Genomic DNA, 16714 nt, shown 5'->3' on the forward strand with positions numbered 1-16714 from the left:
AATTCGCAAATTTGCCGATTCTCTCTCAAATTTTGTAGTATAAAAACCATAAAGAGGAGTTACCTGAATAGTTAGTGTTCATTAAACAAAAAACTTTGCCAAAGGTAGAAGTCGTACGGCTGTGTGAGCCACGCGAGCAGAAACCTTTGGCAAAGTGTAATGACACAAAAGGGATTTTTCACTATTCACTCTTCACTTTTAACTGATTCAGCGCACTTCCTGCTTTAAACCAACCTATTTGCTGAGCGTTGTAGGTATGGTTGCAGGGAATCACATCTTTGCTACCGTCTTTGTGCACAAATTCCAAATGTAATGGAGTGTTGGGCGCAAAGGCAGTGAGATCTAGGAAGTTAATTACATCGTCTTCTTGAATCTTATCGTAATCAGCTTCGTTGGCAAAGGTGAGGGCGAGCATTCCTTGTTTTTTAAGGTTGGTTTCGTGAATGCGCGCAAACGATTTTACCAATACGGCTCGTACGCCCAAATGACGGGGTTCCATAGCAGCGTGCTCGCGTGAAGAGCCCTCGCCATAGTTGTGGTCGCCTACTACAATAGAAGGAATACCCGCCGCTTTATAAGCACGTTGTACTTTAGGCACTTCGTCGTACTCGCCAGTCAGTTGATTTTTCACGGAGTTAGTTTTACCGTTGAAAGCATTTACCGCCCCTATGAGCATATTGTTGGAAATATTGTCTAAATGTCCGCGGAAACGCAACCAAGCCCCTGCCATCGAAATATGGTCGGTGGTGCATTTGCCTTGCGCTTTGATGAGGAGTTTAGCCCCAGTGATATTCTCGCCGTCCCAAGGAGCGAAAGGCGTGAGCAGTTGGAGGCGGTTGGAGGTAGGTGATACCACCACCTCGATGTTGCTACCATCTTCGGCAGGAGCCTGATAGCCAGGGTCATCAACAGCAAAACCTTTAGAAGGCAACTCTTCGCCATAAGGAGGAGTGAGTTTTACCGCTTCACCTTGGTCGTTAAGCAAGGTATCGGTGATAGGGTTGAAGTCTAACCTACCGGCAATCGCCAAAGCCGCTACCATTTCGGGGGAAGTTACAAAGGCGTGGGTATTAGGGTTACCGTCGGCACGTTTGGAGAAGTTACGGTTGAAGGAATGCACAATCGTATTTTTCTCTTGTTTTTCGGCACCTTCTCTGTCCCACTGACCAATGCAGGGACCACAAGCATTGGTGAATACACGAGTACCCAACTGCTCGAAGATGTCTATAATTCCGTCGCGCTCGGTAGTATAGTGTATTTGTTCAGAGCCAGGGTTGATACCAAAGGAAGCTTTAGGGGTAATTCTCTTTTCCAAGGCTTGTTTTACCACCGAAACGGCGCGGGTGAGATCTTCGTAGGAGGAGTTAGTACACGAACCGATGAGCCCCCATTGCACCTCCAAGGGCCAATCGTTGGCACGGGCTACTTCTTTCATTTTGGATACAGGAGTACCTCTATCAGGGGTGAAAGGACCGTTGATATAAGGCTCTAAAGTAGAGAGGTCTATCTCGATGAGTTGGTCGAAATATTTCTCGGGGTCGGCATAAACTTCGGGGTCGGCAGTAAGGTAAGGCGCAATGGCATCGGCAGCGAGGGCAACTTCTTCGCGCCCAGTAGCAAGCAGATAGCGACGCATCGCCTCATCATAGCCAAAAGTAGAGGTAGTAGCCCCTATTTCGGCACCCATATTACAAATGGTACCTTTACCCGTACACGAAAGCGATTTAGCACCTTCGCCGAAGTATTCCACAATAGCGCCCGTACCCCCTTTTACGGTGAGTATATCGGCGACTTTAAGAATCACGTCTTTGGGGGCAGTCCACCCGCTGAGTTTACCCGTGAGTTTTACGCCTATGAGCTTAGGGAATTTCAGTTCCCACGGCATTCCAGCCATAACATCTACGGCATCAGCCCCGCCTACGCCAATAGCGAGCATTCCTAATCCGCCAGCGTTTACCGTATGCGAATCGGTGCCTATCATCATTCCACCTGGGAAGGCGTAGTTCTCCAAAACAATTTGGTGAATAATCCCTGCACCAGGTTTCCAGAAGCCAATGCCATATTTGTTGGATACTGAAGAGAGGAAGTCGAATACTTCTTTAGACTGTTCAGTAGCGACTTTCAGGTCGGTTGCGGCGCCTATTTTGGCTTGGATGAGGTGGTCGCAGTGTACGGTGGTAGGGACAGCCACTTTGCTTTTGCCCGCTTGCATAAACTGCAAGAGCGCCATTTGGGCGGTAGCATCTTGACAAGCGATGCGGTCGGGGGCGAAATCTACATAGTCTTTTCCGCGTACAAAGGCACGAGAGGGGTTGCCGTCCCATAGGTGCGTATATAATATTTTTTCAGCAAGGGTAAGGGGTCTCCCTACCACTTGGCGGGCTTTGTCTACGCGCTCAGGAAATTGGGCGTAGACCTTCTTTATCATTTCAATATCAAAAATCATAATATCTGTTTTAGTGTTTTACTTCCTTGCATTACCGCTGCTACTTTGGTGAGATTAGGGTGGTAATAACCTCCTAATTCTACGGGTGTACCTTGTATTTGGATAAGCTCTTCGGCGATAGTTGCTTCGTTGTCTTTCAAGGCTTTGGCAATAGGAATAAACTCTTTGGCAAGTGTGCTATCTTGAGTTTGTGCCGCTAAGGCTTCTGCCCAGTAGAGCGCCAAATAGAAGTGACTTCCGCGATTGTCGAGCGTGCCTACTTTGGCTTGTGGCGATTTGTCGTTGTTCAACAGCTTGCTTGTCGCCTCATCAAGTGTTTGGGCTAACACTAAGGCTTTAGGATTGTCGTGTTTTTGAGCAAAATGCTCCAGTGAAGCCCCTAAGGCGAGAAATTCCCCTAAGGAATCCCAGCGCAAGTGGTTTTCGGCAAAAAGTTGTTCGGCTAATTTAGGTGCTGAACCTCCTGCGCCCGTTTCAAAGAGTCCGCCACCGTTCATCAAAGGGACGATAGAGAGCACTTTGGCACTGGTGCCCAATTCTAAGATAGGGAACAAGTCGGTGAGGTAATCACGCAACACATTGCCCGTTACCGAAATGGTATCTTTTCCCTTACGAGAGCGCTCTAAGGTGAAGAGCATAGCCGTTTCGGGCGACATAATGCGGATATCAACCCCTTTAGTGTCGTGCTGAGGCAAATAGTGTTTTACTTTTTTGATGAGCTGGGCATCGTGAGCGCGGTGTTCATCCAACCAAAAAACAGCAGGTGTTTTGCTGAGGCGTGCGCGTGTTACCGCTAATTTCACCCAATCTTGTATGGCAGCATCTTTTGCGGTACACATACGCCAAATATCACCTTTTTCTACTTTATGCGATAGATACACTTTACCCTCAGCACCCACTACCTGAATGCGTCCGCTATGAGGGATTTCAAAAGTTTTGTCGTGTGAGCCGTATTCTTCAGCTTTTTGCGCCATTAAGCCCACATTGGCAACACTTCCCATTGTAGCAGGATTGAAAGCCCCGTGTTTCTTACAGAAGTCAATCACTACTTGGTAGATACGCGCATAAGTGCTATCGGGCAGTACCGCCAAAGTATCTTGAGCCTCGCCTTGAGCATTCCACATCTTGCCCCCATTGCGAATCATTGCTGGCATAGAAGCATCTACAATCACATCGTTAGGGAAATGCAGGTTGGTAATTCCCTTATCGGAATTGACCATAGCCAAAGCCGCTGCTCGCGCCAATACCCCATTGATATCGTGCTTTAGAGGCTCCTGTTCTTCAGCAGACAATTGCTCTATTTTGGTAAGGATATCCGAAAGACCGTTGCGCGCATTCACCCCTAAGGATTTCAGTTCTCGTGGATGCTTTTGGAACAAAGTCGCAAAATAAGTCTCTACGGCATAGCCAAAGAGAATGGGGTCGGAAACCTTCATCATCGTGGCTTTTAGATGCAAGGAGAGGAGTACTTCCTTGTTTTTAGCTTCGGCAAAGGCTGATTTATAGAATTTGCAAAGGGCTTCTTTGCTCATAAAAGTAGCATCTATCACTTCACCAGCTTGCAAAGAAACATCCGCTTTGAGTACCTGCACCTCGTGTTTAGGGCTTACCAATTCTATACGCACCACATCAGCTTTTTTGAGGGTTACCGATTGCTCGTTGTGATAGAAATCGCCCGCTTGCATCGTAGCGACTTCCGTGAGACTCTCAGCACTCCACGCGCCCATTGAATGCGGGTGCGTTTGCGCGTACTGTTTCACCGATTTGGGTGCGCGCCTATCAGAATTACCCTCTCGCAACACAGGATTCACCGCACTGCCTTTCACCTTATCATACCGCTGTTTGATAGCCGTTTCGGCTTCATCGGCAGGATTTTCAGGATAATCGGGGAGCGCATAGCCTTGTGATTGTAGTTCGGCGATAGCCGCTTTCAGTTGGGGTACCGAAGCACTGATATTAGGCAACTTGATGATATTGGCTTCTGGACGCGTTGCCAACGCTCCCAGTTCGCTGAGGGCATCGGGTACGCGTTGTTCTTCTGTGAGAAAATCGGGGAAAGTGGCTAAAATACGCCCTGCCAATGAGATATCTTTGGCTTCAAAGTTGATGCCCGAAGAGGCGCAAAAGCGTTTGATGATAGGCAATAGTGAATGCGTAGCCAAATAAGGCGACTCATCGGTAATGGTATAGATAATGTTTTTCATTTTTATCTTTTATTCAATTCAACAAAAGGTCTTTCGGTGGCACCTACGTATATTTGTCGTGGACGACCGATAGGCTCTCCTCCTTGGCGCATTTCCTTCCATTGGGCAATCCAACCAGGGAGACGACCGATAGCAAAAAGCACGGTGAACATCTCTAAGTGCATACCCAAGGCTTTGTAGATGATACCTGAATAGAAATCTACATTGGGGTAGAGGTTGCGCGATTTGAAGTAGTCATCTTCCAAAGCTACTTTTTCGAGATGTTTGGCAATGCCAAAAATAGGGTCGTCGATGCCTAAGGCATTGAGCACATCATCGGCAGCCACTTTGATGATTTTAGCCCGTGGGTCGAAGTTTTTGTACACACGGTGACCAAAGCCCATTAGGCGGAAAGGGTCGTTTTTGTCCTTTGCTTTGTTGATGAACTTATCTACCCCACCCCCATCGGCGTGAATTTCTTCGAGCATCTCAATCACCGCTTGGTTTGCCCCGCCGTGGAGGCGACCCCAAAGGGCAGAAACCCCTGAAGATATACTGGCAAACAGACCCGCCTCTGAAGACCCTACCAAGCGCACGGTAGAAGTAGAACAGTTCTGTTCGTGGTCGCCGTGGAGGATGAGCAACTTGTTGAGAGCACTCACAATGGTAGGGTTGATTTTGTATTCCTCAGTAGGAATTTCAAAGAAGAGTCGCAAAATATTCTCGATATAACCTTTCTTGTTGTCGTAGTAATTCAGCGGTAAACCTTCACGTTTGCGGTATACCCAAGTAGCGATAATGGTTACTTTGGCAATAGCTTTGCAGACCGCTTGATAGACGTGTTTAGGGCAATGTACATTCACTGGTACAGGGTTGAAAGCGGTGAGCGCACTAGTAGCCGATGCCAATACCCCCATAGGGTGCGCCGAGCGCGGAAAACCGTCCATAATGTGACGCATATCCTCGTGTACAAGGGTATACTTGTGAATTGTTTTTTTGAAATCGTCGTACTCTTCGGCAGTGGGAAGTTCGCCAAAGATAAGAAGATAGGCTACTTCGAGGAACTCGGCTTTAGCAGCCAATTCTTCGATATTATAGCCACGATAGCGCAAAATACCTTTTTCACCGTCGAGGAAAGTAATAGCGCTTTTGCAAGAACCAGTGTTCTTGTAACCTGAATCTAAGGTTACCAATCCAGTCAGGGCTCGCAATTTTTCAATATTGATTGCTTTTTCATTTTCAGTCCCTACTACAATAGGAAATTCATACTCTTTTCCTTCAAAAATCAATTTTGCTGTGTTTTCCATATCAATTTGTTTTTAGTGTTTTTAAATGCTTCTTAAATGTTAAAAAAAGATAAAACTTTGTAGCTCTATTTTCGATTTTATCATCTTTTGCGTGGTAAAGGTAAGAAAAAACAACTGAAAGCAACCTAATGAAAATTGTATTTTAACAAAACTTTAACGTATTTTTATTGAAAATCAGCGTTTTATGTAAAGAACAGAGGTTCTAAGCAGTTAAAGTGTTAAAATTTTGAAGATATCACAAAAAAGGAAGAGTCGTATTATTGATTTGATAATTTGGGTAGGGAGAAATTGAGGATTTCGCAAAAAAGAAGGTAGATTAGCTGAATATGTGAATACTAAATTAAAAATGAAAATTCAATTGTATAAACCCTATTTTAGCCAAGCGACTTTCAAACCATTCAGCTTGTGCTTCAGGATCAAAACTCCGACGGTCGCGACGGATATTATATTTTACAAAAAAACCAGGTTCGGTAGCTACTGAAAAATTTTTACTAAAGCGAAAAAGTATACCTAGAAAAGGATTTATAGCGATATTAGTGTAATGTTGTTTTCGTTCGCCATAGTGCAGATAACGCCCCCAAAGGTCAATACCATAGTAAAATTGCCATTTGTTGTAGTTTTTTAGCAATCTATCAATCCCTATTTTTAGGGCTATTTCATAACTGCTATCTTTAGAGCTTTCTGCACGATAATCACCTCCTATACGATAAGCAACAGTTGGTGTTTTCTGGTAGCGATATTCTAACAAAAAAGCATTGCTATCACTTGGAAAAGCAGCATTTACAAATTTAGAAAGCCCTATACCTATTTGATGTTTACAAGTAGTAGGAGAGGTTGTAAGGCTATCAGTAGAAGTAAAAAGAGCATTGCTCTCTTGAGCGAGAGCAATGCTGCTAATTATTATAAATATGAAAAATAAATTCTTTTTCATCAGTTTTATTCATTAAAAAAGCGTTTAAAAATGTTTTTTACTTTTTCTTGGAAGTCAGAAACATATTCTTCTGCTTTCACTTTTGAACCATCTGAATAAATGAAGTAAATTATATCGTCATCACCTTCAACTGCATATTTCACATCAGCAATCTTTCCTCCATTTACTTTAAAGAGTTCTGCCTTAACATAAGTGTTTACTTCTTCTGTAGTGAGATCTCCAATTTTTTTACCTGCTTTATGAATAGCTTTTACATCTACCTTAGCCACCAATTGCAAATCATTTTGGATAGCTATTAAGTTAATATTATCAAATGCTTCTTCTACTGAAGTAAAACTATTATAGTTGCTTGAAGTTAGTTTTGCATTAGCTCTAAGCACTGTTGTACAACCTTTTGGTGAACTGAGAGAAAAATCAAAAAGAAATTCTTCAGCAGTACGTTTTGTAAGTTTCACAGTAGTAGTGAATGGTTCAGTGTAAATAGTAAGATCAATATGGTTAGGGAAAAGAAAATTGGTATTTTCTTCAAAAGTAACATTATTAAGTTTCATTTCAGCTACTTTTTTATTGTCTACCGTGATGATAATATGTCCTTTCACAGGAAATCTTTCACGATCACTTTCTACAGTGATAACTTTATCTTGATAGTTCTCTAGTACTGCACGACCATTGAGGTTAGTACCATTAGCAGTAGCAGGGAAAATCCAAGTGATATTACTGCTAGAACCAGTCTTACTCCACTCTTTAGTAACAACATTCCAAGTGTAAATACCTTTCAACTCTTGGAAATTAAAACCTCCATTTTTTTGAGTATCATATTGGTCATAGAATTTTTCACCTAAATATTCAGCCCAAGTATTATCTCCTGATTTTTTATTCACTTGGAACAAAAAATCAGCAAAACTGCCATCATTAGCTTTTTTAAAGCAGTCATAAACACTTTCCATAGTGTTTTTTACTATGGTTTTACCATCTTCAGGACTATAAACGGGTTCATTATTGTCCTTACTACCACACCCTACAAGGGTAGCTGTTGCCAAAAGGCTTAATAAAAATTTCTTCATATTACTGAATTACTATAATTTAACGGCGCAAAAGTATAGGTTTTAGAGAAATAAAATTGTTAAAGAATTGTTAATCTTTCAACTCCGCTAATCTTTTTATTCCCATTTCATAACCGTATTCAAAAGCGTGATCGAGCATTTTGGTATCCAGCACCCCTATATTGCTGAGGTTGTGTAACAATAGCAAATCGCATTTTTTGAATTTACGACTGTAGTTGCCGTCCATCGCGATGTTGTAGATACGCTGCATAAATTGGAAAGAGTTACTGAGGTCTTTTTCGGTAATTGATCCTAAGGGATTTATAAAGCTACCTATGATTTTATCACATTGTTTTCTAATAGGCTCAATAGGGAAATTGTCTAGCACTCCACCGTCGCAATAGAGGCTTTCACCTATTCTCACGGGTGAAAAATAGGGTGGTAAAGCGGCTGAGGCTATTAGCGGCTGTATGAGTTCACCTTTGCTAAAATACTGTAGTTTGCCGTTTAGCAAATTAGTAGCAGTAACGATTAAGGGTAGTTGGAGTTCTTCAAAAGTGTGGTATTGAAGTTCTTTTTTGAAGAATTTAGCGTATTTAGCACTATCCACCAAGCCTACTTTCCTAAAGGTAATCATCGACCATTTGAACAAAGGTGTTTCCTTAAAAAAGCGCATCATATCATCGGGTTTTACCCCACAAGCATAGAGTGCCCCAATGAGTGCGCCTCCACTAGTACCTGAAATGATTGATGGTCGCAAGCCTTTTTCTTCTAAGGCTTTGAGCAATCCGGCATGTGCCAAAGCACGTACCCCGCCTCCTGAAAATACTAAACCTAACTCCATAAGTTATCAATTATCGCTTTTACGGATTGTCCTCTTTCGGGATTGTCGGCAATTGCCGAGTAAGTGAGTCGGGGGCAATCTGCTAATTTGCTAATTATCTAATTAAAATAAACGCCAACATCGCACTTATATAAGCAATGCCCGTCATAAACAAAAACTGTAGGGCTGTCCATTTCCAGCTATTGGTTTCTTTGCGTACCACGGCAACCGTGCTAAGGCATTGCATTGCAAAAGCGTAGTAGAGCAAGAGTGAAATCCCTGTGCCAAGGGTATATACGGGGGTGCCATCGGGGTGTACTTCCGAGCGCATTTTTGCTAAAATCGTGCGTTCTCCTTCTTCTCCCTCGGTATCGAGGTCTTTTCCTAAACTATAAACCGTTGATAATGTGCTGACAAAAACCTCACGAGCCGCAAATGAAGCGACTACTCCTATGCTTATCTTCCAATCGTAACCCAGCGGACGAAATACGGGTTCTATCCCCTTGCCTATATAGCCTAAAAATGAGTATTCTAAACTTTCGGATTGGATGTAATTCGCTTTTTGTTCTTCTGTCCATTGGTGGGTTTGCGCTAATTGTTCGGCGGTAGCCTCAATGCTGTTGTACTTTTCGCCCATTCCGTGAGAGCCTAAGAACCACAACAATACCGAAATTGTCAAAATAAACTTACCCGCTCCCATTACAAAACCTTTGGTTTTCTCGTATACTGTAAGACATACATTGCGCAGTAGCGGAATTTTATAGTCGGGAATTTCGGCAATAAAAAAACTGCTATTCTTTTGCATTTTCAGCACTTTATCTAAGATAAAAGCCGAAAGTAATGCCATTGCAAAGCCTAAAAAATACATCGCAAAGAACGTCCACGCTTTGTAGCTAACCCACAGAAAATCACCTTCGGGGATCACCAAATTGATGATGATGAGATACACGGGCAAACGCGCCGAGCAGGTCATAAACGGAGTAACGAGTATAGTGATAAGGCGTTCTTTCCAGCTCTCTATATTGCGAGCAATCATCACAGCTGGCACAGCACAAGCAGCCCCCGAAATCAAGGGCACTACACTCTTGCCACTAAGCCCAAAGCGTCGCATCACATTGTCCATCAAAAAAACAACCCTACTCATATAGCCACTTTCTTCTAAGAGGGCTATCAGGGTGAAAAGTACCGCTATTTGTGGGATAAACACGGTGATACCTGCTATACCAGGGAGTACACCATCGATGAGTAAATTAGTAAGTGCGCCTGCAGGCAATTTTGCAGCGAGCCATTCGCCTAAAAAGCTAAAACCGCCTTCTATCCACTCCATTGGGTAGCTTGACCAAGTGAAAACTGCTTGGAAAATGAGCAATAGTACGGCGGCAAATATCACATAACCAAAGAATGGATGTATGAGAAAACGGTCGAGGCGGGCGCGCAGGGTTTGTGCCTTGTGCTGATCTACCGTATAAGTTTCTTTTAGCGTTTCGTTGATAAACTGATAGCGGATAATCGTCTCTTTCTGCTGTTTGCGGCGTTGTTCACTTTCCGAAGAACCAAAGGGTATAGCCTCCAAGCGCGACATATCCACACAAGGGGCAACCCATAATTCTTTGAAGTTTACAATAGCTTGTTTCAATGCTAAAAGCCCTTCACCTTTGCGAGTGCTGGTTAGGATAACTCGGGTGTGTAACAAGCGTTCTAATTGGGGGATATCTATGCTAATGCCTTTGCGCTGCATCTGGTCAGCCATATTGATAACCAGAATAGTAGGCAGCTGGAGGTCTTTCACTTGGGTGAAGAGCAGCAGGTTTTGCTTGAGGTTGCTCACCTCGCTCACCACCACCACCACATCGGGGAAGTATGTTCCTTGGCGGTTGATGAGGGTATCCACAGCCACTTGTTCGTCTTCCGAACTTGGGTTGAGACTATAAGTGCCTGGCAAGTCGATGATTTCGGCTTGCTGGTCATTAGGGAGTTTGCAATGCCCTATTTTCTTTTCTACAGTAATACCAGGGTAGTTGCCCACTTGTTGGTTTAAGCCTGTAAGCGCATTGAAAAGAGATGTTTTTCCTGTATTAGGGTTGCCCACAAGGGCGATTTTAAGATGTGCCAATGTTTAAGAATCTGCTAATTGAATTGTTTTTGCCATATCTTTTCTAATAGAAAGATATACATCGTTCATACGAATGTAAATAGGATCGCCAAAAGTCGCTTTTTGGAGTACTTCCACTTCACTGCCTACAAAACAGCCTAATTCAATGAGTTTAAGAGGAATTTTACAGCAGTCAAACTCCTGAATGATACCTTTTTCACCTTTTTCAAGGTCGGCAATGGTATGAGGGTGAGAAGGTACTTTTTTCATAGCGATTGTTATTTAGAATTGTTTTAGACGGCAAAAGTAAGAATAATTTATTAAATAGCAAGAAATAGTGAACAGAAGTTAGTCATCCTCTCTCGTTTGAGCTGCTTACAAATTAGCTAATTGTCAAATTGGAAAATTGGTAAATTCTACAAATTGTTGTTTGTTACTTGTTAGTTGTTAATTATTTTGTATTTTTGCGTCTCGAAAAAGACTAAAAGACCTTTCTCTACTCTTATGATGATTGATAAAATAAAAGAGCATATAGCTAAAATTGAGGATTTTAAAGCGAAAACGAAAGACGAACTCGAACAATTCCGCATTCAGTACCTTGGTAAAAAAGGGTTACTAAACGATTTTTTTGCAGCTTTCAAAGAAGTTCCCAATGAAGAAAAAAAGACCTTTGGGCAGGTAGTGAATGAACTTAAACAAAAGGCTGAAGCGAAAGTACAAGAGTGGCGTGACCGCCTCGAAGAGCGCAACGAGAGCAAAGGTATTTATGGTGATTTAAGCCGCCCTGCTACTCCAGCCCCTATTGGGGCTCGCCACCCTATTTCATTGGTGAAAAACGAAATTGTAAAAATCTTTGCAAACATAGGATTTGATGTTTCCGATGGTCCCGAAATGGAAGACGATTGGCATAACTTCACTGCCCTCAATCTCCCCGAATACCACCCTGCACGCGATATGCAGGATACTTTCTTTATACAAACTAACCCCGATATCCTCTTGCGTACTCACACTAGTTCAGTACAGATACGCTATATGGAAAACTACCAGCCGCCTATCCGCACTATCTCTCCAGGACGTGTGTTCCGCAATGAGGCTATTTCTGCTCGTTCTCACTGCTTGTTCCACCAAGTAGAAGGCTTGTATATAGACAAAAACGTATCGTTTGCCGACCTCAAACAAACACTTTTGTACTTCACTAAAGAAATGTTTGGCAAATCCCGTATCCGCTTACGCCCATCCTACTTCCCTTTCACTGAGCCTAGTGCCGAAGTAGATATCTATTGGGGGCTTAACAACGAGGTAGATTATCGCATTACCAAAGGTACCGGTTGGCTCGAAATTATGGGGTGTGGTATGACCGACCCTAATGTGCTTAAAAACTGCGGTATCGATAGTGAACAGTATAGTGGTTTTGCTTTTGGCATGGGGGTAGAACGCATAGCAATGTTGCTCTACCAAATCGGTGATATTCGTATGTTCTACGAAAATGATGCTCGCTTCTTAGAACAATTTAAAAGCGCTCTTTAATTAAATTAACAGAGTAACAAATGTGTTACAACTTTTCTTACCTGTTACTTATTACTTGTTACTTAAAAAATGCTTTTCCTTAAAAATATATCTTTTGCCTACGAAGGCCAACCTGAATTACTGAAAAATATCTCTTTTGAGCTTTCACAAGGCGAACATCTTTCCTTGATGGGAGAAAGTGGCTGCGGCAAGAGTACTCTCCTCAAAGTGATCTATGGACTCATAGATGTGCAAGAAGGCACCATTCATTTTCATAATGAGCGCGTTTGGGGTCCCTCGCGTCAGTTAGTGCCAGGTTTCAAAACGATGAAATACCTCGCACAAGATTTTGGTTTAGGGCCTTATCACACCGTTGCTGAGAACGTTGGTAAGTTCATTTCCAATCTTGATTTAACCTACAAAAAGGAACGTGTAATGGAACTCCTCACCCTAGTAGGTATGGAGCGATTTGCTCCCCTAAAAGCTCTAAACCTCAGTGGTGGCGAAAAACAACGTGTAGCATTGGCAATGGCATTAGCTCAAGAACCTCAATTGTTGTTGCTCGATGAGCCTTTTAGTCAGGTAGATAATTTTAGGAAAAACGATTTACAGCGCACCCTTTTTGCTTATTTAAAAGAGAAGAATATCAGTTGTATAGTAGCAACCCACGACGGTAAAGATGCCCTTTCTTATTCCGATAAAACAGCGATAATGTGCGCAGGAGAATTGTTGCATTTTGGCAACACTCTCAACATCTACGCTCAAGATACCGATGCTTATACTGCTTCTCTCTTTGGCGAAGTAACTGCCTATCAAGGTAAACTCTTCAAACCTCATCAAATAGCGCTTGCCCCTCAACCCACCGATTGGCAAGTTACTGTGCAACATAACTACTTTCAAGGCTCACATTATCTTATAGAAGCTACGACTCCCGAAACAAAAGTCTATTTCTATAACCCCATCCCTTTAACTAAAAACGCTACAGTTTATTTAGAAATTGAGAAATAGCCCGTGTGGCTCGCACCAAATTGCCAAATGTATTTTCATCACTACAATATCGTAACACCTTTAGGGCTCGACCTCCCTACAACAGCACGCTTGGTGCTTAGAGAACAATCAGGGATTGCGCGCTACCCTCTCTATGGGCAACTCCCTAATGTTTGTCTTTCTAAAATAGGCGATGGTGCCTTAGAAAGCAAATTTCAGCAACATATAGGGCGTGAGGGATTTTCGAGATTAGAGAAAATGCTCCTTTTGGCAATCTTTCCTATTTTCAATTACATTAAGATTACTCCTCGTACTGCCTTTATACTTTCCACAACCAAAGGTAATATTTCGGCACTTGCCAAAGGTGATACTACACCTTTGCTTTCGGCTACTGCCCAAAAAATAGCCGATGTAATAGGTATTACCACAACTCCTATTGTTGTTTCTAATGCTTGTGTATCAGGAGCTATGGCTCTCTCGGTAGCTGATAGTTTGCTAAAAACAGATAGTTACGACAGTGCTGTGGTATTGGCTGGCGACGAGATAAGTGAGTTTGTACTCTCGGGATTCCAGTCTTTTCAAGCAATGAGTCCTAAACCCTGTAAGCCTTACGACGCTACTCGAGATGGCATTACCTTAGGCGAGGCAGCAGCAGTTGTGTATGTAAGTAAGGAAGCGCAAGGAGCTAAGGCGCAACTATTGGGCAGCAGCTCTATCAATGATGCCAATCATATTTCAGGACCTTCACGCACAGGCGAAGGACTTTATTTGAGTGTCCAAAACGCTCTCGATGAGGCAAAGATAGATCCCAAGCAAATAGACCTTATCAATGCCCACGGTACCGGAACTCTCTATAATGACGAAATGGAAAGTATCGCCTTTATGCGTGCTAATCTCCTCTCAGCTCCTCTCAATAGTTACAAAGGCTACTTTGGTCATACATTAGGTACTTCTGGTCTGCTCGAAACCCTACTTACCATTGAATTAGCTCATTACAAAACCCTTCTAAAAAGTCTTAATTTTGAAACTCTCGGTGTTTCTCATCCTATTAATGTGTTGAGAGAAACCCAGCATAAAGAAGTGAATTACATCCTCAAAACAGCCTCAGGCTTTGGGGGTAGCAACACCGCGCTTGTAATCAAACAACTATAACCCTCTAATATATAATTACTAACATCTGAATATTATTTTTTTATGTTAAAAAAAAGTGAAGAAAAATTTGCTTATTAAGAAAATATTCGTAACTTTGAGCCCAATTTTAACACTATAAAGTAATAAAAAGATGAGAAAGATAATTTTGTTGATGAGCGTTTTTGCTGCGCATTTACTTATGGCTCAGCAACAAACCTCTCCTGATGGCAATGTGATACTCTCTTTTTCACTGAAAAATGACGGAACACCTTCGTATAAGGTGTCTTACAAAAATAAACCAGTGATAAACGAAAGTACTTTAGGCTTTACTCTTAAAAAAGCTGAGCCTTTAACCAATAACTTTAAAGTAGTAGATACTAAAAAATCTACTTTCAGAGAAACTTGGAAACCTGTATGGGGGGAAGAAAGCGAAATTCTTAACCACTACAATGAACTACTTGTTTCTTTAGAGCAAAACAACACCAAACGCAAAATGAACATTCGTTTTCGCGTGTATAATGAAGGTGTCGGTTTCCGTTATGAGTTCCCTTCTCAAAAAGAACTTACCTATTTTGTAGTAGAGGAAGAACTTTCTCAGTTTGCAATGACTGGCGACCACACCGCTTGGTGGATTCCTGGGGATTACGATACCCAAGAGTACGATTATATGGAAAGCAAACTTTCTGAAATTCGCGGATTGATGAAAGAAGCTGTTACCGAAAACGTATCGCAGTTCGCTTTTTCACCTACCGGCGTACAAACTTCTCTAATGATGAAAACCAAAGACGGCTTGTATATCAATCTTCACGAAGCTGCCTTGGTAGACTACTCGTTGATGAACCTCAATCTCGACGACAAAACTTTCGTCTTCCAATCTTGGCTCACCCCCGATGCTAAAGGTGATAAAGGTTACCTAATGGCTCCTTGCCATAGCCCTTGGCGTACGATTATGGTGAGCGACGATGCTCGTAAAATCTTAGCTTCTCGCTTGATTCTCAATCTCAACGAACCTTGTGCTATTGCCGATACTTCTTGGATTAAACCTGTGAAATACGTGGGTGTTTGGTGGGAAATGATCACTGGTAAAAGCTCTTGGAGTTATACGAACGACCTCCCTACTATCGACCTCAATACCGTAGATTACACCAAAACTAAACCCAATGGTACACACGGCGCTACCAACGAGAACGTGCGTAAATACATCGATTTTGCAGCTAAACACGGCTTCGACCAAGTGTTGGTAGAAGGTTGGAACGTGGGTTGGGAAGATTGGTTTGGTCACAAAAAAGATTATGTGTTCGATTTTGTAACTCCTTACCCCGACTTCGACCTCAAAGCGCTTAACGAGTACGCTCATTCTAAAGGTGTGAAACTGATGATGCACCACGAAACTTCTGGCTCTACGCGCAACTACGAGCGCCATATGAAAGCCGCTTACGAGTTGATGAACAAATATGGTTATAACTCAGTGAAAAGTGGATATGTAGGCGATATTCTTCCAGTAGGCGAACACCACTATAGCCAATCTACTATCAACCACTACCTCTATGCAATAAAAGAAGCAGCCAAATATAAAATAATGGTGAATGCTCACGAGGCGGTACGCCCTACAGGTCTCTGCCGTACTTACCCGAATATGATAGGCAATGAATCAGCTAGAGGTACTGAGTATGAGGCTTTTGGAGGCAACAAAGTATTCCATACCACTATCTTGCCTTTCACTCGTTTGCAAGGTGGTCCTATGGATTATACCCCTGGTATCTTCGAAACCGAAATGAAGTATGTAAATCCTAACAACAACAGTCAGATACGCACTACTTTGGCACGCCAATTAGCGTTGTATGTAACAATGTACAGTCCGTTACAAATGGCAGCCGACTTGCCTGAAAACTACGAAAAATTTATGGATGCTTTCCAATTCATCAAAGATGTACCCGTAGATTGGCAAAAAAGCGTATATCTTGAAGCTGAACCAGGACGTTACATCACCATTGCTCGTAAAGATAAACACAGCAACGATTGGTACGTAGGTTGTACCGCTCACGAAGGCGGACACACTTCAGAGCTTTTGCTCAACTTCCTCGATAAAGGCAAGAAGTATGAGGCTACCATCTATGCCGATGCGAAAGATGCCAATTGGAAAACCAATCCTAAGGCATATACAATCACCAAACAAAAAGTAAATGCTAAAACCAAATTGAAACTCACAGCAGCTCAAGGTGGTGGCTATGCTGTTAGCATTAAAGAAATTAAATAATGAATCAA

At 42.4% G+C, this 16714-nt stretch carries 12 protein-coding genes; 4 read left to right on the forward strand and 8 right to left on the reverse strand.

What is annotated here, in order from left to right:
• Positions 1-181: 181 nt before the first annotated feature.
• The 8 genes from Q0162_RS10680 to Q0162_RS10715 form a co-directional block, all read right to left on the reverse strand.
• Entirely contained in the window at positions 182-2446 is a 2265-nt protein-coding gene (locus Q0162_RS10680; protein ID WP_297891472.1) for an aconitate hydratase, read from the reverse strand.
• The gene (locus Q0162_RS10685; protein ID WP_297891474.1) at positions 2443-4650 is read right to left on the reverse strand and encodes an NADP-dependent isocitrate dehydrogenase; all 2208 of its coding nucleotides are present in this window, start codon (positions 4648-4650) and stop codon (positions 2443-2445) included. The genes Q0162_RS10680 and Q0162_RS10685 overlap by 4 nt, the downstream gene beginning before the upstream one ends.
• 2 nt (positions 4651-4652) lie before the next feature.
• On the reverse strand, positions 4653-5936 hold the full coding sequence (locus Q0162_RS10690; protein WP_002678615.1) for a citrate synthase: 1284 nt from the start codon (positions 5934-5936) through the stop codon (positions 4653-4655).
• Positions 5937-6276: 340 nt separating this feature from the next.
• Entirely contained in the window at positions 6277-6867 is a 591-nt protein-coding gene (locus Q0162_RS10695) for a hypothetical protein (RefSeq protein WP_002678535.1), read from the reverse strand.
• Positions 6868-6872: 5 nt separating this feature from the next.
• Complete coding sequence (locus Q0162_RS10700) at positions 6873-7931, reverse strand: hypothetical protein (protein WP_297891478.1); 1059 nt, start codon at positions 7929-7931, stop codon at positions 6873-6875.
• A gap of 70 nt (positions 7932-8001) precedes the next feature.
• On the reverse strand, positions 8002-8754 hold the full coding sequence (locus tag Q0162_RS10705) for a patatin-like phospholipase family protein (RefSeq protein ID WP_297891479.1): 753 nt from the start codon (positions 8752-8754) through the stop codon (positions 8002-8004).
• A 94-nt stretch (positions 8755-8848) separates the two neighbouring features.
• Positions 8849-10846, reverse strand: a complete 1998-nt coding sequence (feoB, locus tag Q0162_RS10710; protein WP_297891482.1) for a ferrous iron transport protein B — start codon at positions 10844-10846, stop codon at positions 8849-8851.
• 3 nt (positions 10847-10849) lie between these two features.
• Positions 10850-11095: a FeoA family protein gene (locus Q0162_RS10715; RefSeq protein WP_297891485.1), complete on the reverse strand. Its 246-nt coding sequence runs from the start codon at positions 11093-11095 to the stop codon at positions 10850-10852.
• Between the two features lie 234 nt (positions 11096-11329).
• Here Q0162_RS10715 and pheS point away from each other — a divergent pair, with 234 nt between their 5' ends.
• The 4 genes from pheS to Q0162_RS10735 all read left to right on the forward strand — a co-directional run bounded on the left by pheS (position 11330) and on the right by Q0162_RS10735 (position 16706).
• Positions 11330-12352, forward strand: coding sequence for a phenylalanine--tRNA ligase subunit alpha (gene pheS, locus Q0162_RS10720; protein ID WP_297891488.1), 1023 nt, complete (start codon positions 11330-11332; stop codon positions 12350-12352).
• 69 nt (positions 12353-12421) lie between these two features.
• Positions 12422-13339, forward strand: a complete 918-nt coding sequence (locus Q0162_RS10725) for an ABC transporter ATP-binding protein (RefSeq protein WP_297891491.1) — start codon at positions 12422-12424, stop codon at positions 13337-13339.
• Between the two features lie 27 nt (positions 13340-13366).
• Positions 13367-14470 (forward strand): beta-ketoacyl synthase N-terminal-like domain-containing protein, encoded by a 1104-nt coding sequence (locus Q0162_RS10730; protein ID WP_297891493.1) that lies wholly within the window; start codon positions 13367-13369, stop codon positions 14468-14470.
• A gap of 130 nt (positions 14471-14600) precedes the next feature.
• Positions 14601-16706: a glycoside hydrolase family 97 protein gene (locus Q0162_RS10735; protein ID WP_297891495.1), complete on the forward strand. Its 2106-nt coding sequence runs from the start codon at positions 14601-14603 to the stop codon at positions 16704-16706.
• Positions 16707-16714: the final 8 nt, after the last annotated feature.

The sequence above is a fragment of the uncultured Capnocytophaga sp. genome (genome assembly GCF_937936315.1).
Taxonomy (GTDB): Bacteria; Bacteroidota; Bacteroidia; order Flavobacteriales; family Flavobacteriaceae; genus Capnocytophaga.

What these genes read in the sequence shown, in the direction of transcription:
- Q0162_RS10685 (WP_297891474.1), bottom strand. Translation starts at nt 4,650, where the DNA reads ATGAAAAACATTATCTATACCATTACCGATGAGTCGCCTTATTTGGCT.
- Q0162_RS10695 (WP_002678535.1), bottom strand. Translation starts at nt 6,867, where the DNA reads ATGAAAAAGAATTTATTTTTCATATTTATAATAATTAGCAGCATTGCT.
- Q0162_RS10715 (WP_297891485.1), bottom strand. Translation starts at nt 11,095, where the DNA reads ATGAAAAAAGTACCTTCTCACCCTCATACCATTGCCGACCTTGAAAAA.
- pheS (WP_297891488.1), top strand. Translation starts at nt 11,330, where the DNA reads ATGATGATTGATAAAATAAAAGAGCATATAGCTAAAATTGAGGATTTT.
- Q0162_RS10705 (WP_297891479.1), bottom strand. Translation starts at nt 8,754, where the DNA reads ATGGAGTTAGGTTTAGTATTTTCAGGAGGCGGGGTACGTGCTTTGGCA.
- Q0162_RS10690 (WP_002678615.1), bottom strand. Translation starts at nt 5,936, where the DNA reads ATGGAAAACACAGCAAAATTGATTTTTGAAGGAAAAGAGTATGAATTT.
- Q0162_RS10730 (WP_297891493.1), top strand. Translation starts at nt 13,367, where the DNA reads ATGTATTTTCATCACTACAATATCGTAACACCTTTAGGGCTCGACCTC.
- Q0162_RS10725 (WP_297891491.1), top strand. Translation starts at nt 12,422, where the DNA reads ATGCTTTTCCTTAAAAATATATCTTTTGCCTACGAAGGCCAACCTGAA.
- Q0162_RS10735 (WP_297891495.1), top strand. Translation starts at nt 14,601, where the DNA reads ATGAGAAAGATAATTTTGTTGATGAGCGTTTTTGCTGCGCATTTACTT.
- Q0162_RS10680 (WP_297891472.1), bottom strand. Translation starts at nt 2,446, where the DNA reads ATGATTTTTGATATTGAAATGATAAAGAAGGTCTACGCCCAATTTCCT.
- Q0162_RS10700 (WP_297891478.1), bottom strand. Translation starts at nt 7,931, where the DNA reads ATGAAGAAATTTTTATTAAGCCTTTTGGCAACAGCTACCCTTGTAGGG.